Source organism: Nocardiopsis sp. CNS-639, from assembly GCF_000381685.1.
Classification (GTDB): Bacteria; Actinomycetota; Actinomycetes; order Streptosporangiales; family Streptosporangiaceae; genus Nocardiopsis; species Nocardiopsis dassonvillei.
Genome location: NZ_KB906854.1, coordinates 301512 through 321353 on the forward strand (window position 1 = coordinate 301512; position 19842 = coordinate 321353).

Consider the following 19842-nt stretch of genomic DNA (forward strand, 5'->3'; position numbering starts at 1 on the left):
GTAATGTGGGGGGCTGCGGGCGGCGCCGGGCTGCGCCGTGCACTGAGCACGGCCGACCGGTCCGGGACGGCCCCCCGCGCCACCCGAAGCTCTCCCACACGCTTGGAAGCCATGTCATCGCGCCGTACTGTCTCACTCGTCACCCTGGGGTGTGCGCGTAACGAGGTCGACTCCGAAGAGCTGGCCGGGCGCCTGTCCGCTGGCGGCTGGGACCTCGTCGAGGGCGACACCGAGGCCGACGTCACCATCGTCAACACCTGCGGGTTCATCGACGCGGCCAAACAGGACTCCATCGAGACCCTCCTGGAAGCGGCGGAGAACGGCGGCAGAGTCGTCGCCGCCGGGTGCATGGCCGAGCGCTACGGCTCCGAGCTGGCCCAGGCCCTGCCCGAGGCGCAGGTCATCGGATTCGACGACTACGCGGCCATCACCGACCGTCTCGACGACGTCGTGGCCGGGCGGACCCTGGTTCCGCACGACCCCCGCGACCGGCGCACGCTGCTGCCGATCAGCCCGGCCGAGCGCGACGCCTCCCAGGCCCACGTCCCCGGCCACGCCAGCTTTGCCGAATCCGCCGGGGCCGAGGGCACCGAGCTGCCCTACCGCGCCTCCATCCCGCGCCGCCGCCTCGTCGGCGGACCGGTGGCCAACCTCAAGATCGCCTCCGGCTGCGACCGGCGCTGCACCTTCTGCGCCATCCCGACCTTCCGGGGGGCCTACCTCTCCCGCCGCCCCGACGACATCGTGCGCGAGGCCGAGTGGCTGGCCTCCGAGGGCGTGCGCGAGGTGTTCCTGGTCAGTGAGAACTCCACCTCCTACGGCAAGGACCTGGGCGACGTGCGCGCCCTGGAGAAGCTCCTGCCCCGCCTGGCCGCGGTCGAGGGCCTGGAGCGGGTCCGGGTCAGCTACCTCCAGCCCGCCGAGGTCCGCCCCGGCCTGGTGGACGTGCTCACCGGGACCCCCGGCGTGGTGCCCTACTTCGACCTGTCCTTCCAGCACGCCAGCGGCACCCTGCTGCGCCGCATGCGCCGCTTCGGAGACCGCGAGCGCTTCCTGGAGCTGCTGGACACGGTCCGCAAGCGCGCGCCCGAGGCGGGCTCGCGCTCCAACTTCATCGTGGGCTTCCCCGGTGAGACCGAGGCCGAGTTCGAGGACCTGGTCTCCTTCCTCTCCGAGGCCCGGCTGGACGCCATCGGCGTGTTCGGCTACTCCGACGAGGAGGGCACCGAGGCCTTCGGCCACGAGGGCAAGCTGCCCGACGAGGTCGTCGCCGAGCGCGTGGACCGGCTCAACCGCCTCTCCGAGGAGCTGATGACCCAGCGCGCCGAGGAGCGGATCGGTTCGGAGGTCACCGTCCTGGTGGAGACGGTGCTGGAGGACGGCGCCTACGAGGGCCGCGCCGAGCACCAGGCACCCGAGGTGGACGGCAGCACGATCCTCTACGGCGAGGACCTCGCCGTCGGCGACCTGGTGCGCGCCACCGTCATCCAGTCGGCCGGGGCCGACCTCATCGCGGAGCAGGACGACACCCACGGGGAAGCCGCGGACAGATGAGCACCCCCGACCCCGCGGCCACCCCCGCCCCCCGCGTTCCCCTGTGGAACATCGCGAACATCCTCACGATGAGCCGCCTGGTCATGGTGCCGCTCTTCGTGTGGCTCATGTTCCTGGACGGCTCGTGGTGGCGGTTCGCCGCCTTCTCCGTCTTCGTGCTGGCCGCCATCACCGACCGGGTCGACGGCGAGATCGCCCGCCGCCGCAACCTGGTCACCGACTTCGGCAAGATCGTCGACCCCATCGCCGACAAGGCGCTCACCGGCTCCGCGCTGGTGGTGCTCTCCCTCCAGGGCGACCTGTGGTGGTGGGTGACCATCGCCATCCTGGTCCGCGAATGGGGCATCACGGCGCTGCGCTTCGCGGTCCTGCGCTACGTGGTCATGCCGGCCAGCCAGGGCGGCAAACTCAAGACGGTCCTCCAGATCGTCGCGATCAGCGTCTACCTCTTCCCGCTCCAGGTGCTGCCCTTCAGTGAGGTCTTCGTCTGGTTCGCGCACGTCGTGATGGCCGCCGCGCTGGCGGTCACCCTGTGGACCGGCCTGACCTACGTGTTCGACGCCGTCCGCGCGGTGCGCGCCCGCAAGGGCCCCGCCGCGTGACGGGGGAGCAGGGCCCGCCGGACGCCGGCGGTCCGGACCCGCGTGCCGGGGCGCTGGCCGCGGCCGGGGCCGCCCACCGGGCCCTGCTCGCCGCCGGCGCCACCTGCGCCACCGCCGAGTCGCTGACCGGCGGCCTCGTCGGCGCCCACCTCACCGCGATCCCCGGCGCCTCGGGCACCTACCGGGGCGGTGTCGTGGCCTACGCCACCGACGCCAAGGACAGTGTCCTGGGCGTGCCCGCGGACCTCCTGGCCGAGCACGGCGCGGTCCACCCGGAGGTGGCCGGGCACATGGCGCTCGGCGTCCGCCGCCTGCTCGGCTCCGACTACGGAGTCGCGGTCACCGGCGTGGCCGGACCCGACCCCCAGGACGGCCAGCCCGTCGGCACGGTCTTTGTGGCCGTCGCCACGCCCGATGGAGCCACACGGGGCCGCCGTTTCCGTTTCACCGGGGACCGTGCGGGTATCCGATACCGCACGGTCGAGGGGGCGCTGCTGCTCCTGGACACCGCTGTGCGCGGGAGCATGGAAGGAAACGCCCGAAGCTGAACTTTCCGGGCTGTTCTTCCTTTCCCCACCCTTGGGAACAAAACCACCCCCGGGCGGGGTTCCCCCTCCAGCGAACAGGACGGCAAGAGGTGCCCGAATCGGGCGTGGGGCAGGTACGGTGGTGTATATGAAGGTCGCTACCGGTGGGAGGGAGCGCGAATGATGGTCCTGCTTCGTCACCTACTTGGTGACGTGCTCAGGCGGCTCCGGCAGCGCCAGGGCCGCACCCTCCGTGAGGTGTCGGCCGATGCACGTGTATCCCTCGGTTACCTGTCGGAGGTCGAGCGCGGGCAGAAGGAAGCCTCTTCCGAACTGCTCTCCTCGATCTGCGGGGCGCTGGGCGTCCCGCTCTCGCAGGTACTGAGAGAGGTCTCCGACCAGCTCGCCCTCGCCGAGCTCCAGGAGGCCGCGCTGCTGGGTGACGCGGTCACTACCGACCCCGTCTCCGCCCAGGACCTCGGCATCGACCCGGTACCGGATCGCGTTCCCCAAGTCGCCGACATGGTGGGGGTCTGACCCCTCCTCGGAACTGTCCGTCCATCGTCACCGTGACCACGACGAAGGAGCCGACCAGACGGTCGGCTCCTTCGGTGTTCACGGGACCTGCGCTCGGGGCGGCGGTCAGCGGTGGGTGTGGTTCACCCAGGCCTCGGGGTCCTCGGCCAACGAGCGCACCGTCTCGGGCAGCTCGTTGGTCACCAGGTGCTGGAGGTTGACACCCTCCAGGATCGCGCGCTCGCTGGCGCGCAGGGCGATCCACACCTGCTGGAGGCTGCGGGCCGCGCCGTCGTAGTCCACGTGCTCGGGGCGCTCCCCGCGCACGTTGGCGAGCGGTCCGTCGACCGCGCGGATGATGTCGGCCAGGGAGATCTCCCCCGCCGGACGGGCCAGCCAGTAGCCGCCGACGGGGCCGCGCTGGCTGCGTACCAGACCGGCCCGGCGTAGCTGGGTGAGGATGTTCTCGAGGAATTTTCCGGGGATGGCCTGCGCGCGTGCGAGCTGTTCGGCCGTCACCGGCCCCTCGTCGGCGACGGCGAGTTCCGCCGCCGCGCGTAGCGCGTAGTCGACCCGGGCTGAAAGGCGCATGCTGTGATTATGCCGTGTGTAAGTGGGCGAATGGGGCACCGGTCGTCGACGGGAACGCCGTCGACCGGGATGCTTCAGGCCAAGGGTACTTCTCCTACCGGGTTGCGGGGACATCGGTGACGTCCCCGCTCTCGGGGTGTCCCGCCCCAGTATGTCCGCCGCGGTGACGAGCGTCACCGGAACGCGCCGACCCGGCCGGTCCGCGACCGGCCGGGTCGGGTAGCGCGGCCGGGGCGCTCAGCTCACGCCGGGGGAGGGGGCGCCCACCGGTGCCCCCAGCAGCTCCGCCGCGCTCAGCCCGTTCACGTGCGCGGCGCCGTAGGTGCTCACGTGCGCGCCGCAGTCGGGCCGCCAGATGGGCAGCCCCATCTCCACCACCACGGCGTCGGGGTGGGAGCTGAGCAGGCGGTTGACGAGCGCCTGGGCGGACGGGTAGCGGTGCGCGTCCCGCACCACCACGACCAGGTCGCGGTCCCGGGCGCTGGCGGCCAGCCGGTCGGCGTGCGCGACGTCGGGGGAGACCCGCTCGGTGCCCGGGAACCAGGGGGACAGGCCCCAGGGGACCTCGCCCACCGCCATGCCGGAGGGGGCGTCCACCTCCACCACGTAGGGGTCCGCCAGCGGCGGCAGGTCGCCGTCCACGCGCACCGCGCGACGGGCCCCGACCAGGCCCACCCCGTCGGCGGCGGGCGCGTCCGAGTGCCGGGTCTGGGCCGCGCGGATCCAGGTCCGCAGCTCGGCGTTGCGCCCGGCGGCCTCCTCCAGGCGCTCCCCGGGCAGGCGGCCCTCCCGGACCGCGTCCACCAGCGCGGCGCGGATCAGCTCGACCTGGTCGGCGTAGACGAACCGGCCCAGGCACAGCAGGTCCACCCCGGCGGCCACCGCGCGCACGCAGGCCTCGGGGATGCCGATCCGGCCGCTGACGCCCTGCATGTCCATGGCGTCGCTGACCACGGTGCCGGTGAAGCCCAGCTCGCCGCGGAGCAGGTCGTTGAGGATGCGCGGGGTGAGCGTGGCGGGGCCGTCGCCGCCCAGGCCGGGCATCTCGATGTGCGCGGTCAGGATCGACCGGACGCCAGCCTCCACGGCCGCGCGGAAGGGCAGCAGCTCGCGGCGGCGCAGGAGGTCGGCGTCGGCCTCCACGCGCGGCAGCACGTGGTGGGAGTCCTGGGAGGTGGCGCCGTGGCCGGGGAAGTGCTTGGCGCACGCGGCCACGCCCGCCTCCTGGAGGCCGAGCACGGCGGCCGCCGCGTGCCGGGCCACCAGTTCGGGGTCGGAGCCGAAGGAGCGGGTGCCGATCACCGGGTTGTCGTCGGCGACGTTGACGTCCACCGAGGGCGCCAGGTCCAGGTTGAAGCCCAGCTCGGCCAGGCGTCCGCCCAGGGAGCGCAGGGTGGCGCGGGTCAGGCCGGGGTCGTCCACCGCGCCCAGGGCCGCGTTGCCGGGGTAGTCGCTGCCCTGCGCCTGGCCGATGCGGGTGACGTCGCCGCCCTCCTCGTCCAGGGAGATCAGCGGGGTGTCGGTGACCCCGGCCAGGGTCGCGTTGAGCGCGGTCACCTGCTCGGGGCCGTCCAGGTTGTTGTGGAACAGACAGACACCGGAGATCCCGTCCGCCAGACCCTCCAGGACCCAGCGCGGGGCTTGGTAGGACTCGAAGGGCACCAGCAGCGTGGCGTTGGCCAGACGCGCCAGGGTCGGGTCGTACGGCATGACGAACTCCGTTCGGTGAGCGAAGGGGTGCCCGTGGTCGGGCAGACGAAGGGCGGGCAAACGGGGGGAGGGCGCGCCCGGGGCGGGGCCCGCGGTGTCCGTCGCGGGACCCGCCCCGGCGGGAGGGACGCGGTCAGCCCTTGACCGCGCCCATGGTCAGGCCGGAGACCATGCGCCGCTGGACGAACAGGAAGAAGATCATCACGGGGATGGTCAGCAGGGTGGAGGCGGCCATGATCGGCCCCCACTCGGTGCCGAACCGGCCGAAGTAGTAGGACAGCGTCAGCGGCAGCGTGTAGTTGTCGGTGCTGCGGCCCAGGAACGTCAGCGCGACGATGAACTCGTTCCACGCGGTGATGAAGGCGAAGATGCTCGCCGCGACCAGGCCCGGCGCCACCAGGGGCATCAGGATGCGCCAGAAGACGGTCCAGGAGCTGGCGCCGTCGATGGCCGCGGCCTCCTCCAGCTCCTTGGGCACCGCGGCCACGAAGCCCCGCAGCATCATGATGGTGATCGGCAGGGACACGGCCGTGTACACGATGAGCAGGCCGGACAGGTTGCCGAGCAGCTCCACGCCGCTGACGTCGGACAACTGCCGGAAGTTGATGAAGATGGAGATGATCATCGCCTCCATCGGCACCATCTGGATCACCAGCAGCAGGATGATGAAGGCGGTGCGCAGCCGGAAGCGGAACCGGGCCACGGCCACGGCGGCCAGCAGCGACAGGAACGCTCCCATGGCCACGGAGGCCACGGTGAGGAACAGGCTGTTGCCCAGGAACTGCCAGAAGTTCACCCCGGGGATCAGCTGGCCGTTGAGCACCCGGTCGAAGTGCTCCAGGGTTGGCGCCGTCGGGAAGATCGTCTGGTCGCGGGTGAAGATCTCGCCCACCGGCTTGAAGGCCGTGATGACCATCCAGTACACGGGGAACACCGAGAACAGGAACACCGCGAGGCCGGCCAGGTACAGCGGCAGGCGGCGCAGCCGGCGCAGCGGGCCGCGGCGGTAGACGGGCCGGGGGCCGCTCGGGCCGCCCGTCCCGGCGCCCCCGGTGGCGCGCTCGCGGACGGCGGAGGCGGAGGTCTGGTCGATCGCGGTCATCGGGTCTCCCCCTGGCGGATCATGATGCGCAGGTAGTACGCGGTGACGGCGAGGATCATCACGGTCATGACCACCGCGATCGCCGAGCCCATGCCGTAGTTGGCCGGACTGGCGCTGAAGCCCTGCTGGTAGATGTAGTACGAGAGCAGGTAGACGTCCTTGTTCTGGAAGCTGTTCGCCAGGATGTAGAGCTGGGTGAACACGCGCAGGTCCCAGATGATCTGGAGGACCAGCAGCAGGGCGAACAGCGGGCGCAGCATCGGGAACGTGACGTTCCAGAAGGCCTTCCAGCCGCCCGCGCCGTCCATCCTCGCGGCCTCGTACAGCTCGTAGGGGATGCTCTTGAGCCCGGCGAGCACGGAGACGGCCACGAAGGGGAAGGACTGCCAGACGATCACGGTGATGAGGATCGAGAACAGCGGGAGCGGTTCGAGGAACCAGTTGTACTGCAACCATCCGCTGCCCACCAGCCAGTCCGGCATCCGGTCCAGGATGACGTTGACCAGGCCCCGCTCGGGCAGGAACAGCCAGCGGAAGACCAGGGAGGCGCTCAGCGCGGGGGTGGCCCAGGCGAGCATCATGCCCAGGGCCACGAACCCCGAGAACCACTTGGGGAGTTTGTTCAGCAGCAGTCCCACGAGGGTGCCCAGCACCATCGTGATGCCGACCATCAGCACGCAGACCACGACCGTGTTGCGCAGGATCCCCCAGAACTCGGGGTCGGTCAGCAGCGTCTGGTAGTGGGCGAAGTCGTTCCAGGCCGGGCCGGGCTGGTTGGGCAGGAGGTTGCGGGTGGTGAAGCTGGTGAGCGAGTACCACACCATCTGCACGATCGGCCACAGCAGCACGACCGCGAGGAGGATCAGGGCCGGTGCGATGAGCAGGTAAGGGGTGGGGAGCGCGAGGCGGCGGCGAGGCGCGGGCTCGGAGGCGGGGGCCTTCACGGCCTCCTCCCGCTCGCGCGCGGGCGCTGGTTCGACGGTTTGTGCCATGGTCTTCTCAATCGAGGCGTGGGCCGACCGCGGCGGGCGGGGCCGTTGGACCCCGCCCGCGCACAGCTCTACTCAGTCAGGCGGGAGGGGCTACTCGACCGGCTCGTTGAGGATCGAGGTCAGCTCCTCGTTGGCCGCAGTCAGGACCTCCTCGGCGTCGCCTCCCTGCACGATCTCCAGGACGGCGCCCGGCAGGATCTTGTTGTCCTGGTCGGCCGCGGTCCAGCGCGGGGTGGTCGGGAAGAACTGGGTGTGCTGCATCTGCTCGGCGGCAGCGGCGGTGGCGGGGTCCTCCTGGTACGTCTCGCTCTCCAGCAGGTGCGGGTAGGCCGGGAAGAAGCCCGCGACGTCGGCGTAGCCCTGGCCGCCCTCCTCGTCGCCGAGGACGGTGAGCAGCTCGAAGGCCAGGTCCGGGTGCTCGGTGGTGGTGAACACCGTCAGGGCGGAACCGCCCGCGAAGGCCGGGGCGATGCCCTCGGCGCCGGGGATGGGCGCGGCGACGATGTTCTCGATGACCGCGGGGTCCTCGGCCTGCTCCTCCATGGAGCCGATCGCCCAGCCGCCGTCGATGTACATGCCCAGCTGGCTGTTGGCCATGTCGGCCAGCGCGATGAGCTCGTTCTGGCCGACGTAGTCCTGCGGCGAGATGCCGTCGGTGGTCAGGCTGGAGTAGAACTCGATGGCCTCGACGGTGGCGGGGTCGGTGAGGGTGCCCTCCCACTCCTCGCCGTTCTGCTCCGCGATCGAGCCGCCGTTGCTCCAGATGAAGCTGGCGATGCCGTTGGTGAAGTCGGTCGGCGCGGCGAAGCCGGGGACGTCGTACTCCTCCTCGATGGCCTCGGCCACCTCGACGAGCTCGTCCCAGGTCGTCGGCGGCTCGTGGCCGATCTCCTCCAGCCAATCCGCGCGGTAGTACAGGGTGCGCACGCCCGAGAACCACGGGACGCCGTACTGGACGCCCTCGTAGGTGCCGTACTCCAGGGCGTTCTCGTCGATGCCCGCGGCGGCGTCCCAGCCGTCGACCTGCTCGGTGATGTCCATCAGGGCGCCCTGCGCGGCCCAGCCCGCGACCTGGTCGTTGCCGACCTCCAGCACGTCGGGGGCGTCACCGCCGGCGAGGGCGTTGGTGATGGCCTCCTGCGCGTCGGGCCAGGGGATGAACTCGACGTTGACGGCCACGTCCGGGTTGCTCTCCTGGAAGCGCGCCTCGACGTCCTCGAAGTACTCGACGAGGGGCTCCTGGGAGGTGCCCATGACCCAGACGGTCAGGCTGTCGGCCTCGCCGCCCCCGTCACCGGAGTCGGAGCCGCCGCACGCGGAGGCGAGCAGGACCACGGCCGTGGCCGCGGCGATCTTGGGGAACCTCATCTGTATCTCTTCTCCCTTCGCACGACGCGCCGGGGTGCGACGCCTGTGCTCGAACCGACCTGGGATGATCGTGGGAATCACCCCGCGGCTCGACGTCTTGTGGGGGTTGTGCTGGGATAGCACGTTGGCCGCCCCGCCGGAGCGGGTACCGGGAGGGCCCAGCGAGTATCGGAAGGGCCCGAAGCGGGCCTTACGAGGACGTGACCTCCTGTGAGGTTGTGAGCTAAATTAACAGGAAACTTTCCTAATAAAAACAGGGTGAGGTGTCACGGTTATGTCTCAACGTCCGGGGACTCCCCGGCTGCTACGCCAGCTCAACGACCGCGCGGCACTGGAACTGCTCCTGTCCGCGGGGCCCTTGACCAGGACACAGCTGGGAACGCGTACCGGCCTTTCCAAGGTGACCGCCTCCCAGCTGCTCGCGCGGCTGGAGGAGCGGGACCTGGTGCGCGTCGTGGGCAGCCAGGCGGGCGGGCGGGGCCCCAACGCCGCGCTGTACGCGGTGGTGCCCGAGAGCGCCTACGTCGCGGCCCTGGACGTCAGCGCGCGCCGGGTGACCGCGACGATCGCCGACATCACGGGCCGGATCGTCAGCGACGTCGCGGTCGACCCCAGCGCCTCCGACGATCCCGTCGCGCTCGTCCACACCGCGGTGATGCGACTGGCCGACACCGCGGGGGTCGCGCTGGACAGGGTCCGCGCCTGCGTCATCGGCACCCCCGGCGTCGTCGATCCCCGCACCGGCGACATCCGCTTCTCCTTCGACCTGATGTCCTGGCACGAGGGCATCCTTGAGGCCCTGCGCGCCGACCTCAAGCGCTCGGTCATGATCGAGAACGACGTGAACCTGGCCGCCCTGGCCGAGCACTCCGAGGGCGCCGCCGCGGGGGTGGCCGAGTTCGTCCTCATCTGGCTCAGCGCCAACGGCGGCGTGGGGATGTCCACCATGATCGACGGCCGCATCCACCGGGGCCGCTCGGGCGGCGCGGGCGAGATCGGCTACCTGCCCGTGCCCGGGGCGCCCATGCCCACCGACGTGGGCCTGTCCGGCGGCTACGAGTCCCTGCGCGACGGAGCGAGCCGCGAGCTCCCCCACGGGTTCCAGGCGCTGGTCAAGGCGGGGCAGGTGGTCGAGCTGGCCGCCGGGTACGGCATCGAGGGCACCGACGTCACCGAGGTGGTCGGGGCGGCCTCCGCAGCGGAGACCCCGGAGGCGGACGCCTTCCTGGACGACTTCGCCGAGCGCCTGGCCCGCGGGGTGGCCGCCGTCGCGGTGATCCTGGACCCCGGCCTGGTGGTGCTCGGCGGGGACGTGGCCCGGGCGGGCGGTGTGAAGCTGGCCGAGCGGGTCCAGGCGGCCACCGCGCGCATCGCCCCGAACGCGACCGAGGTCGCGCTGGGGAAGGTGGAGGGCAGCCCGGTGGTGCGGGGCGCGCTGCTGCACGCCCTGGAAAGGGCGCGGGAGGACGTCTTCTCCTCGACGGTCTGAATCCGGCGGGCTCCGGCCCTATGGGAGCCCTCCCATGGCGGCGGGCGCGGCTCTAACCAGCGGACGCCCGCCTCCGGCGGACGCCTGTGTCCAGCGGTCCCTCGCCGACCGCTTCCGGTCGAGCCCCGCGGTCCCTGCCGGCCGCGCCCCGGTGTTCCTCACCCGGCCGGGGCGCGGCCGCCCGGCTCCCGTGAGGGCGTCGGGCGCCCGGGCGCGGGTGCCCGGGGACGGGCGCGGAGGGCTCAGGACGGCCGGACCAGCTCCCGGACCATCACCACGCGCGGCAGCACCCGGATGCCCGCCCGCTCCTCGGCCCGCCAGACCCCCTCCAGGCCCGGGCCCCACTCCGCCCGGGGGAGCACGGAGAACCCGCGGTCCGCGTACCAGGGCCCGTTCCAGGGCAGGTCGCGGAAGGTGGTGAGGGTGAGGCGGGTGTGACCGGCGGCAGCCGCCTCGGCGCACACCGCCTCCAGCAGGGCGCCGCCGATCCCGCGCCTGCCGTGGTCGGGGTGCACGGCCAGCTGCTCCAGGTGCGGGCGCCCGTCCACGGTCACCGTCGCGGCCAGGCCGACCACGGAGCCCTTCGCCGCGGGGTTCCCGACCGGGCTTCCCACGGGGTCCTCGGCCGGGACCGCGGCCGTGTCCCCAGCGGGTTCCTCGGCCACCAGGACCCGCTCCGCGTGCGCGAGCACCTCCCGCGGGTCGTCGGGGGGCAGCACCACCCCGGCGGCGGCGAACACGGTGTCCGCCGCCAGCGACACCTCCACCACGCGCGGCTCGTCCTCCGGCCGCATCGGTCGGATCCCCGGTCGCCCCACCGGCCCCCCTCGTGTTCGTGCTCTCTCCGGTGCGGACGCCATCCTGGCCGGTTCCGGCCGCCGCGGCCAGTCGTTTTCGCGTCCTGGCCCGGTGACCGGAGGGGGCCCGGGCCCGACCGTGCCCGGGGCGGGACCTCTCACCCCGGGCGGTGCGGGGTCAGTCCCGCCACTGCTCGGCGGGCGCCACACCGGGGATGGGCCTGCCGATGAGGGCGAGGGGGCGAAGAAGCAGACCTGGCCGATCGCCATGATGAGCGTGGCGAGCGCCCTGTCCTCGTAGTGGGCGGAAGCGGCGGTGTACAGGTCGTCGCCGACGCGTTCGCCGTGCGGGTTGGCGGTGAGGACGGCCTCCAGCAGCGCCAGCGCGATCCGCTCGGCGTCGGTGAAGCAGGAGGCGTCCCGCCAGGAGGCCACGGCGGTGATGCGCTCCTCGGACTCCCCGGCCCCGCGGAGGTTGCCGGTGTGCAGGACGGTCAGGTAGGTGTTCCCGAGGATCTGGCCGGCGCGCAGCTGCACCAGGCCCACGGTGGTCCGCGGGATCGAGCCGTTCCCGGTGGCCGCGAACAGCGCCTTGCTGACCTCCCCCAGCTCGGGAACGAGCACGGCGGGGTTGGGCAGTCGGGACTGGGTCTTCTCCTGGCCGGCGGTGGTGCTCATGATGCGGTGTCCTTTCGGTTCTCCGGTCGTCACGTCGTCGTGATCACAGCCATGACGAACGGGCCGCCGAGAATGTGACCGGGCGGACGCGGTCACATTCTCGGCGGCGGGATCGTCAGTGTGACGGCACCCGAGAAGGCGACGTAGAGAGGCGATCATGGACGAGAGCGACTTCCTGGCCGAGCGGTTCGAGGAGCACCGCGTCCACCTCCGGGCGGTGGCCTACCGCATGCTCGGCTCCCTGGCCGAGGCCGACGACGCCGTCCAGGAGGCCTGGCTGCGGCTCGCCCGCTCCGACACCGACGGGATCGGCAACCTCGGCGGCTGGCTGACCACGGTCGTCGGCCGGGTCTGCCTGGACATGCTGCGCTCGCGCACGCAACGCGGCGAGACCCCCCTGGAGGCCCGTCTTCCGGACCCGATCGTGAGTGAACCGGCCACCGACCCCGAGCACGTGGCGCTGATGGCCGACTCGGTCGGGCTGGCCCTGCTGGTGGTCCTGGAATCGCTCAACCCGGCCGAACGGCTGGCCTTCGTCCTGCACGACATGTTCGGCCTGCCGTTCGAGGAGATCGCCCCGATCGTCGACCGCACCCCGGCCGCGGCCCGCAAACTCGCCAGCCGCGCCCGCGTCCGCGTCCGGGGGGCCGCCCCCGAACCCGACCCGGATCCGGTCGCCCAGCGCCGCGTCGTGGACGCCTTCCTCCGAGCCGCACGCGGCGGCGACTTCGACGCCCTGGTGGCCGTTCTCGATCCCGACGTCGTGCTGCGCATCGACGGCGGGAACGCGCTGCCCGGCGGTATGAGGGTCCTGCGGGGCCGGGAGGCGGTGGCCGGTCAGGCCGCCACCTTCCACCGCATGGCCACCCTCTCGACCAGCCGTCCCGCACTGGTCAACGGAAGGGCCGGTCTGGTCAACACCGTCGACGGCGCGCTCTTCTCGGTCATGGGATTCACCGTCACGGACGGGAGGATCACCGCGATCGAGATCCTGTCCGACCCCGAACGCCTCGACGCCGTCGACCTCGCGGATCAGGGGAGCTGATCCGGCCCGCCCCGGCACCGACGCGTCGGTGCCGGGAGCGGCGGGCGGGAGGCCGGAACCCGGACGGGCCCGTCATCCCGCCCCCGCCGGAGCGGGGCCCGGGGCCTCAGGGGCGCAGGCGCAGCCCCTTCGGGGTCACGTGGAACCCCGCCGCCACCAGCGCTGCGTCCACCGGCGTCGCGAACACCTCGGCCCCGTCGGCGCGCTCCACCGTCAGCGCCCCCGCGCGTCCGTCCCACACCGCCCCGGCCAGGGCGCGGGCCGCCCGCTCCAGCAGGGCGGGCGGCGAACCGAAGGTCAGCACCGAGCGGCCGCCCCGCCCCACGTACAGGGTCAGCCGACCCCCGTCGACGACCACCAGGGAGCCCGCCGACCGGCCCGGCCTGGCCTGGGCGTCCCCGGGCCAGGGCAGGTCCGTGCCGAACGGGTTCGCCGGGTCGGTCGCCGCCAGCACCACCGGTTCCGCCGCGCCGCCGGAAACCGCGCGCAGCCGGTCCACGGCGCCGGGCAGCGCGAACTGGGCGCCGCCCAGCCCGTCCACGAAGTAGCCGCGGCGCACCCGGCCCGACTCCTCCATCGTCCGCAGCACCCGGTACTCGTCCGGGGAGATCCGCCCGCCCTGGTAGCCGCGCACCAGCACGCCCCGGCGCTCCAGCCGCGCCTCCAACCGGGCCAGGACCCGCCTGGTGGGGTCGCCCTCCCGTTCGGGCAGGGCCCACCACCGCCCCGCGGCCGTGGGCGGTCCCGACCGGGTGGGCAGCACCGGACGCGCCAGCCGCCCCGCACGCGAGGGCGCGCGACGCGGGGCGGCCCCCGAGCCCAGCACCGCGCGCAGCGGGGCCAGGGTGTCGTTGGTGGCACAGCCCGACCACACCAGCTCCCACAGCGCCGCGACCAGCTCCGCGTCCGTCACGGCAGAGCCCCCCGACGCGCCCGCCACACGGTCGGCGACGTCGCGGAAGAACAGCGCCCCGCCCCCGCGCAGCGCCTCCAGCACCGCGTGGGCCGTGGAACCCTCCCGCGGCGGCACCGGTTCGGGCAGCAGCAGGGCCGCCTCGTCGGCCGGGGCCAGGCACACCCACCCGTCCTGCCCGGGCAGCGCGCCCGCACCGGCCCACACGACCTCGCCCGCCTGCGTCAGCTCGTCCAACCGCCGGGGCGCGTAGTCCTCCACACGGGAGGGCAGCACGAGGGTCTCCAGCGCCGACGCCGCCACCGTCGCGCCGCGCAGCGACTCCACGGCCTCGAACACCGCGTCCGGTCCGCGCCACCGCTCACCCGCGACGGCGCGCTGCCACAGCGGCGCGAACGCGGCCAGGGCGGTCTGCGCGACCGGCTCCACCTCGCTGCGCAGCCTCGCCACCGACCCGCGCCGCAGCCGCCGCAGCACGTCGGCGTCGCACCACTCGGTGCCCGTCCCGCCTGGCCGGAACCCGCCCTGGTGGACGCGCCCCAGCCGGGACAGCTCCCGCAGCACGCCCTCCACCACGTCCGCGCCGAGCCCCAGCCGCGCCGCCGCCTCCCCGGCGGAGAACGGCCCGTGCGTGCGCGCGTAGCGCGAGACCAGGTCGCGGGTCGGCGCCTCCACCGGCTCCAGGAGGGCCCCGGCGACACCGGCGGGCGGCCGCGCGCCCAGCGCGTCGCGCAGCCGCGCCGCGTCCTCCACCGCGCACCAGCGCTCGGCTCCCGCCACGGCCATCCGCACCACCCGGCCCGCGGACTCCAGCTCCTCCAGCCACTCCCGCCGGGCTCCCCGGGCCCCGGCCTCCTCCGTGGTCAGCGGCCCCACCTCGCGCAGCAGGTCGGACGCGCCCTCGGCGTCCCGGGCGCCCGAGCCGGGGGCGGTCCGCTGCAACAGCGCGCCGACCTCCTCCACCACGCGCGGGTCGAGCAGCTCCCGCAGGTCCGCCTCGCCCAACAGGTCGGCCAGCAGCGAGGCGTCCAGGGTCAGCGCCTGCGCGCGCAGCTCGGCCGCGGGGGCGTCCCCCTCGTACAGGAACGCCGCCGTGTACTCCATCATCAGCGAGCGCGCGAACGGCGACGCCGCCTCGGTGCGCGCCTCCACCACCCGTGTCCGACGGGACCGGATGCCCTCCAGCGCCTCCACCAGGGCGGGCACGTCGAACACGTCCCGCAGGCACTCGCGCACCGCCTCCAGCACGATCGGGAACGACCCGTAGCGGCCCGCCACCGACAACAGGTTGGAGGCCCGCAGCCGCTGCTGCCACAGCGGCATCCGCCGGTCCGGCCGCTGGCGGGGCAGCAGCAGGGCCCGCGCCGCGCACTCGCGGAACCGCGCGGCGAACAGCGCCGACCCGGGCAGCTCCCCGGTGACCGCCTCCTCCACCTCCTCGGGGTCCAGCGCCACCAGGTCGGCCAGCTCGCCCGGCCGGTCCCAGCCCCCGGCGTCCGGCAGCCGCAGCACGATCCCGTCGTCGCCGTGCACGACCTGCGCGTCCGCGCCGAACCGGTCCCGCAGCCGCCGGGCCAGGGCCATCGCCCACGGCGCGTGCACCCGCGCGCCCAGCGGGGAGTGCACGACCGCGCGCCAGTCGCCGACCTGGTCGCGGAAGCGCTCGACGACCACGGTCCGGTCGTCGGGCACGTGCCCGGTGGCCTCCCGCTGCTCGGAGACGTACTCCACCAGGTTGCGCGCGGCCCACGCGTCCAGCCCCGCCCCCTCGGCCAGGGCCAGCGCCTGCGCCGGCTCCGCCGCGGCCAGCTCCCGGGTCAGCGCGCCCACCGCCCGGCCCAGCTCCGCGGGCCTGCCCTGCGCGTCGGCCTTCCAGAACGGCATCCGGCCCGGCCGTCCCGGCGCGGGGGTGACCAGCACCCGGTCGGCGGTGATCGCCTCGATCCGCCACGAGGTGGACCCCAGCACGAACACGTCGCCCACCCGCGACTCGTAGACCATCTCCTCGTCCAGCTCGCCGACCCGGGTGGGCGCCCGTCCCGGCGCGGGGTCCCCGTCCCGCCCGGTCAGGTGCACCCCGTACACGCCCCGGTCGGGGATGGTGCCGCCGCTGACCACCGCCAGCCGCTGCGCGCCCGGGCGCGCGCGGAGCACGTCCGCCTCCCGGTCCCACACCAGGCGGGGGCGCAGCTCGGCGAACTCGTCCGAGGGGTAGCGGCCGGAGAGCATGTCCAGGACCGACTCCAGCACCGTGTCGGCCAGGTCGGCGAAGGGCGCGGCCCGCCGGACCAGGGCGGCCAGTTCGGACACCGGCCAGTCGTCCATGGCGGCCATCGCCACGACCTGCTGGGACAGCACGTCCAGGGGGTTGCGCGGCATCTCCAGGCGCTCGATGGCGCCCGCGCGCATCTGCCCGACCACCACGGCCGTCGCCAGCAGGTCGCCCCGGAACCGGGGGAGGAACACCCCGCGCGAGGTCTCGCCCACCTGGTGCCCCGCCCGGCCGACCCGTTGCAGGCCGCTGGCCACCGACGGCGGCGAGGCCACCTGCACCACCAGGTCGACCGCGCCCATGTCCACGCCCAGCTCCAGGCTGGAGGTGGCCACCACGCAGCGCAGCCTCCCCTGCTTCAGCTCGTCCTCGATCAGGGCCCGCTCGGCCTTGGACATCGAGCCGTGGTGGGCGCGGGCGACCACCGGCGGGCCGCCGCGGCTGTGCCCGGACTGGGCGATGACCTGGGCGGGCACCTCCTCCGGCGGCAGACGCCCGCCGTGCCGCTCGGCGTGCAGGTCGTTGACGCGGGCGCACAGCTTCTCCGCGGTGCGGCGTCCGTTGGTGAACACGATGGTGGAGCGGTGGGCCTCCACGAGGTCCAGGACCCGCCGCTCCACGTGCGGCCACAGGGACCCGCCGCCGTCCGCGCCCCGGGCGTCCCCGCCGCCCTCCGCGCCGCCTGAGGGCCGGGCCGGCTCCGGGACGCCGGGCTCCTCCATGTCGGGGACGGGCACCACCACGCGCAGGTCCATGCCGGGGGAGCCGGGCGGGGCCACGACGTCCGCGCCGCCCAGGAACCGCGCCACCAGGTCGGGCGGGCGCACGGTCGCGGACAGGCCGATCCGCTGCGCCGGGCGGTCCAGCAGGGCGTCCAGCCGCTCCAGGCTCAGCGCCAGGTGCGCGCCGCGTTTGCTCCCCGCGAGCGCGTGCACCTCGTCGACGATGACCGTCTCCACCCCGGCCAGCCCCTCCCTGGCCCGCGAGGTGAGCACCAGGAACAGCGACTCGGGCGTGGTGATGAGCACGTCCGGCGGCCGGGTGGCGAGCCTGCGCCGCTCGGCGGCGGGGGTGTCGCCGGTGCGCACCCCCACGGTGACCGGGGACAGCGCGTGCCCCCCGGCCTCGGCGGCGGCCGCGATCCCGGCCAGGGGGACGCGCAGGTTGCGCTCCACGTCCGCCGCGAGGGCCTTGAGCGGGGACACGTACAGCACCCGGCAGCGGCGGGCGCGGTCCTCGGGGACGGGGGCCGAGGACAGCCGGTCCAGCGACCACAGGAAGGCCGACAGGGTCTTGCCCGAGCCGGTCGGGGCCACCACCAGGGTGTTCCTCCCGCGCTGGACCGACTCCCAGGCACCGGTCTGGGCGGGGGTGGGGCCCGCGGGAAAGGCCCGGTCGAACCAGGCCCTGGTGGCGGGTCCGAAGCGTTCGAGGGGACGGGGCGCACGGCTCATGCCGCCAGTCTGCCCGCGGGCGGCGACAAAGGGGAGGGGGCGCGGCGGACGCCGCGATCACCGATACTGGGCCCGATGAGACTCACGGTTTTCTGGCACAACATGCACGAGCAGTTCGGCGAGGCCTACGCGCAGAGTGTGGCCCGCGACCACGTCCTGGAGGGGCTCGGGTCCCGCACGGTCGAGCAGGCGCTCGCCGACGGGGTGGCGGCCAAGGAGGTGTGGCGCGCCGTGTGCGACGCCTTCGACCTGCCCGCCTCCAGACGCTGATCCGGCGACGGACCTCCCGCGAGGTCGCATCCGTTTCGTACGCCACATCGAACACAGGTTCGGGTAGGGTGGGTTATCCACAGGCGGACGTGGGACGTCGCGATTGTCGTAGCGACCGCGTAGCGTCGTGCTCACCATGAAGAAAAAGGCATCCACCCAACAACAGGGGTATCCCGTGGCATCTGGAGACCGAGACAAGGCTCTCGAAACAGCGCTCGCCCAGATCGAGCGGCAGTTCGGCAAGGGCTCCATCATGCGCCTGGGCGACGACGACCGCCCGCCGGTGGAGTCGATCCCCACCGGGGCGATCGCGCTCGACGTGGCGCTCGGCATCGGAGGCCTGCCCCGGGGCCGCGTCGTGGAGATCTACGGCCCCGAGTCCAGCGGTAAGACCACCGTCGCCCTGCACGCGGTGGCCAGCGCCCAGCGGATGGGCGGCATCGCGGCCTTCGTCGACGCCGAGCACGCGCTCGACCCCGAGTACGCCAAGAAGATCGGCGTCAACACCGACGACCTGCTGCTCTCGCAGCCGGACACCGGTGAGCAGGCGCTGGAGATCGTCGACATGCTCATCCGCTCCGGCGCGGTCTCCATCATCGTCATCGACTCCGTGGCGGCCCTGGTGCCCCGCGCGGAGATCGAGGGCGAGATGGGCGACAGCCACGTCGGACTCCAGGCCCGCCTGATGTCCCAGGCGCTGCGCAAGATCGCCGGTGCGCTCCACCAGACCAACACCACCGCGATCTTCATCAACCAGCTGCGCGAGAAGGTCGGCGTCATGTTCGGCTCGCCCGAGACGACGACCGGCGGCAAGGCGCTCAAGTTCTACGCCTCGGTGCGCCTGGACGTGCGCCGCATCGAGACGCTCAAGGACGGCACCGACGCGGTCGGCAACCGCACCCGCGTCAAGGTCGTCAAGAACAAGGTCGCGCCGCCCTTCAAGCAGGCCGAGTTCGACATCCTCTACGGGGTGGGCGTCTCGCGCGAGGGCAGCCTCATCGACTTGGGCGTGGAGCACGGGATCGTCCGCAAGTCGGGCGCCTGGTACACCTACGAGGGCACCCAGCTGGGCCAGGGCAAGGAGAACGCGCGCAACTTCCTGCGCGAGAACGCCGACATGGCCAACGAGGTCGAGAAGAAGATCAAGGAGAAGCTGGGCGTGCCCGTCAAGGGCGACGACAGCGCCTCCGGCCCGGCCGCCGAACCGGCCAAGGCCGCCGCGGACGCGGCTGCGGACCCGGCCGCCGCGGCCAAGGCACCCGCCAAGCGCGCCGCGGCCAGGACCCCCAAGGCGCCCGCGGCTGATGCGTGAGGGGAGCCGGTCCCCGGACCGGCACCACCCCGAGGACGACGGCCCCTCCCCGGGCGGGGCGGCCCCGCCCGGGAAGGACCCCGAGGCCGAGGCCCGCGCCCTGGTCCTGCGGATGCTCACCCACTCCCCGCGCACCCGCGCCCAGCTGGAGCGGGCGCTGCACCGCCGGGAGTACGAGGAGGAGGTCGTCACCTCGGTCCTGGACACGTTCGGCGAGGCCGGACTGATCGACGACGCCGCCTTCTCCCAGGCCTGGGTGTCCTCCCGCCACCACGGCAGACGGCTCTCCCGCCGCGCCCTGGCCCAGGAGCTGCGCACCCGCGGCGTGGAGGAGGACACCGTCCGGGAGGCCGTCGGCGAACTCAGCGACCAGGACGAGGAGGAGGCCGCCCGCGACCTGGCGCGCCGCCGCCTGGCCGCCACCCGGGGCAGGGACGAGGAGACGCGGATCCGCCGCGCCCTGGGTTTTCTGGCCCGCAAGGGCTACTCGGCGGGCCTGTCCTACCGGGTGGTCCGCGAGGAACTCGAACGCGAGGGCGTGGAGGCCGAACTCCACGCCCCCGACCCCGACTTCTGAACCGTTGCCGCCGACAGCGGTCGGGCCGGTGGTGCCCTCCACCGGGACCGCCCGCCCCGTCCGCTCCGTTTCC

General features: G+C 73.5%; 16 protein-coding genes and 1 pseudogene. 9 read left to right on the plus strand and 8 right to left on the minus strand.

Annotation, left to right across the window (positions count from 1 at the left end; all coding sequences use genetic code 11):
• The first annotated feature begins 111 nt into the window (after positions 1-111).
• The 4 genes from rimO (at position 112) to G011_RS0101205 (ending at position 3220) form a co-directional block, all read left to right on the plus strand.
• On the plus strand, positions 112-1554 hold the full coding sequence (rimO, locus tag G011_RS0101190) for a 30S ribosomal protein S12 methylthiotransferase RimO (protein ID WP_019606858.1): 1443 nt from the start codon (positions 112-114) through the stop codon (positions 1552-1554).
• Positions 1551-2156, plus strand: coding sequence for a CDP-diacylglycerol--glycerol-3-phosphate 3-phosphatidyltransferase (pgsA, locus tag G011_RS0101195; RefSeq protein WP_019606859.1), 606 nt, complete (start codon positions 1551-1553; stop codon positions 2154-2156). The genes rimO and pgsA overlap by 4 nt, the downstream gene beginning before the upstream one ends.
• Positions 2153-2704 (plus strand): CinA family protein, encoded by a 552-nt coding sequence (locus tag G011_RS0101200; RefSeq protein ID WP_019606860.1) that lies wholly within the window; start codon positions 2153-2155, stop codon positions 2702-2704. Before pgsA ends, G011_RS0101200 begins: the two co-directional genes overlap by 4 nt.
• 159 nt (positions 2705-2863) lie before the next feature.
• Positions 2864-3220 (plus strand): helix-turn-helix domain-containing protein, encoded by a 357-nt coding sequence (locus G011_RS0101205; protein WP_013151706.1) that lies wholly within the window; start codon positions 2864-2866, stop codon positions 3218-3220.
• 105 nt (positions 3221-3325) lie between these two features.
• Here the strand turns inward: G011_RS0101205 and G011_RS0101210 are convergent, their stop codons facing one another.
• The 5 genes from G011_RS0101210 to G011_RS0101230 all read right to left on the minus strand — a co-directional run bounded on the left by G011_RS0101210 (position 3326) and on the right by G011_RS0101230 (position 8962).
• Positions 3326-3790 (minus strand): Rrf2 family transcriptional regulator, encoded by a 465-nt coding sequence (locus G011_RS0101210; protein ID WP_013151707.1) that lies wholly within the window; start codon positions 3788-3790, stop codon positions 3326-3328.
• Positions 3791-4027: 237 nt separating this feature from the next.
• On the minus strand, positions 4028-5500 hold the full coding sequence (locus G011_RS0101215) for a glycoside hydrolase family 3 protein (protein ID WP_019606862.1): 1473 nt from the start codon (positions 5498-5500) through the stop codon (positions 4028-4030).
• A gap of 133 nt (positions 5501-5633) precedes the next feature.
• Positions 5634-6602 (minus strand): carbohydrate ABC transporter permease, encoded by a 969-nt coding sequence (locus G011_RS0101220; protein ID WP_013151709.1) that lies wholly within the window; start codon positions 6600-6602, stop codon positions 5634-5636.
• The gene (locus G011_RS0101225; RefSeq protein ID WP_013151710.1) at positions 6599-7594 is read right to left on the minus strand and encodes a carbohydrate ABC transporter permease; all 996 of its coding nucleotides are present in this window, start codon (positions 7592-7594) and stop codon (positions 6599-6601) included. Before G011_RS0101225 ends, G011_RS0101220 begins: the two co-directional genes overlap by 4 nt.
• A 90-nt stretch (positions 7595-7684) precedes the next feature.
• Positions 7685-8962, minus strand: a complete 1278-nt coding sequence (locus G011_RS0101230) for an extracellular solute-binding protein (RefSeq protein ID WP_019606864.1) — start codon at positions 8960-8962, stop codon at positions 7685-7687.
• A gap of 274 nt (positions 8963-9236) precedes the next feature.
• Between G011_RS0101230 and G011_RS0101235 the strand changes: the two genes are divergently transcribed.
• The gene (locus G011_RS0101235; protein WP_026337899.1) at positions 9237-10451 is read left to right on the plus strand and encodes an ROK family transcriptional regulator; all 1215 of its coding nucleotides are present in this window, start codon (positions 9237-9239) and stop codon (positions 10449-10451) included.
• 242 nt (positions 10452-10693) lie between these two features.
• Here G011_RS0101235 and G011_RS0101240 read toward each other — a convergent pair whose 3' ends face one another.
• Positions 10694-11245, minus strand: a complete 552-nt coding sequence (locus tag G011_RS0101240; RefSeq protein ID WP_026337900.1) for a GNAT family N-acetyltransferase — start codon at positions 11243-11245, stop codon at positions 10694-10696.
• A gap of 432 nt (positions 11246-11677) precedes the next feature.
• Positions 11678-12085, minus strand: a pseudogene (locus G011_RS32925) (carboxymuconolactone decarboxylase family protein); the annotation flags it as partial.
• Between G011_RS32925 and sigJ the strand changes: the two are divergent.
• A complete protein-coding gene (gene sigJ / locus G011_RS0101245; protein ID WP_013151715.1) occupies positions 12084-12971 on the plus strand; it encodes an RNA polymerase sigma factor SigJ in 888 nt (295 codons plus the stop codon). The pseudogene G011_RS32925 and the gene sigJ overlap by 2 nt on opposite strands.
• A 106-nt stretch (positions 12972-13077) precedes the next feature.
• Here the strand turns inward: sigJ and G011_RS0101250 are convergent, their stop codons facing one another.
• Positions 13078-17610, minus strand: coding sequence for an ATP-dependent helicase (locus G011_RS0101250; protein ID WP_019606866.1), 4533 nt, complete (start codon positions 17608-17610; stop codon positions 13078-13080).
• 75 nt (positions 17611-17685) lie between these two features.
• On the opposite strand from G011_RS0101250, the gene G011_RS30845 reads away from it, so the two are divergent.
• From G011_RS30845 to recX, 3 genes are all read left to right on the plus strand, one after another.
• Positions 17686-17880 (plus strand): DUF3046 domain-containing protein, encoded by a 195-nt coding sequence (locus G011_RS30845; protein ID WP_013151717.1) that lies wholly within the window; start codon positions 17686-17688, stop codon positions 17878-17880.
• A gap of 175 nt (positions 17881-18055) precedes the next feature.
• Positions 18056-19192, plus strand: coding sequence for a recombinase RecA (recA, locus tag G011_RS0101260; protein WP_019606868.1), 1137 nt, complete (start codon positions 18056-18058; stop codon positions 19190-19192).
• On the plus strand, positions 19185-19769 hold the full coding sequence (recX, locus tag G011_RS0101265; protein ID WP_013151719.1) for a recombination regulator RecX: 585 nt from the start codon (positions 19185-19187) through the stop codon (positions 19767-19769). The genes recA and recX overlap by 8 nt, the downstream gene beginning before the upstream one ends.
• The last annotated feature ends 73 nt before the right edge of the window (positions 19770-19842 follow it).

Coding starts and splice junctions, on each gene's coding strand:
- rimO (WP_019606858.1), top strand. CDS start 112: ATGTCATCGCGCCGTACTGTCTCACTCGTCACCCTGGGGTGTGCGCGT.
- pgsA (WP_019606859.1), top strand. CDS start 1,551: ATGAGCACCCCCGACCCCGCGGCCACCCCCGCCCCCCGCGTTCCCCTG.
- G011_RS0101205 (WP_013151706.1), top strand. CDS start 2,864: ATGATGGTCCTGCTTCGTCACCTACTTGGTGACGTGCTCAGGCGGCTC.
- G011_RS0101210 (WP_013151707.1), bottom strand. CDS start 3,790: ATGCGCCTTTCAGCCCGGGTCGACTACGCGCTACGCGCGGCGGCGGAA.
- G011_RS0101215 (WP_019606862.1), bottom strand. CDS start 5,500: ATGCCGTACGACCCGACCCTGGCGCGTCTGGCCAACGCCACGCTGCTG.
- G011_RS0101220 (WP_013151709.1), bottom strand. CDS start 6,602: ATGACCGCGATCGACCAGACCTCCGCCTCCGCCGTCCGCGAGCGCGCC.
- G011_RS0101225 (WP_013151710.1), bottom strand. CDS start 7,594: ATGGCACAAACCGTCGAACCAGCGCCCGCGCGCGAGCGGGAGGAGGCC.
- G011_RS0101230 (WP_019606864.1), bottom strand. CDS start 8,962: ATGAGGTTCCCCAAGATCGCCGCGGCCACGGCCGTGGTCCTGCTCGCC.
- G011_RS0101235 (WP_026337899.1), top strand. CDS start 9,237: ATGTCTCAACGTCCGGGGACTCCCCGGCTGCTACGCCAGCTCAACGAC.
- G011_RS0101240 (WP_026337900.1), bottom strand. CDS start 11,245: ATGCGGCCGGAGGACGAGCCGCGCGTGGTGGAGGTGTCGCTGGCGGCG.
- sigJ (WP_013151715.1), top strand. CDS start 12,084: ATGGACGAGAGCGACTTCCTGGCCGAGCGGTTCGAGGAGCACCGCGTC.
- G011_RS0101250 (WP_019606866.1), bottom strand. CDS start 17,610: ATGAGCCGTGCGCCCCGTCCCCTCGAACGCTTCGGACCCGCCACCAGG.
- G011_RS30845 (WP_013151717.1), top strand. CDS start 17,686: ATGAGACTCACGGTTTTCTGGCACAACATGCACGAGCAGTTCGGCGAG.
- recX (WP_013151719.1), top strand. CDS start 19,185: ATGCGTGAGGGGAGCCGGTCCCCGGACCGGCACCACCCCGAGGACGAC.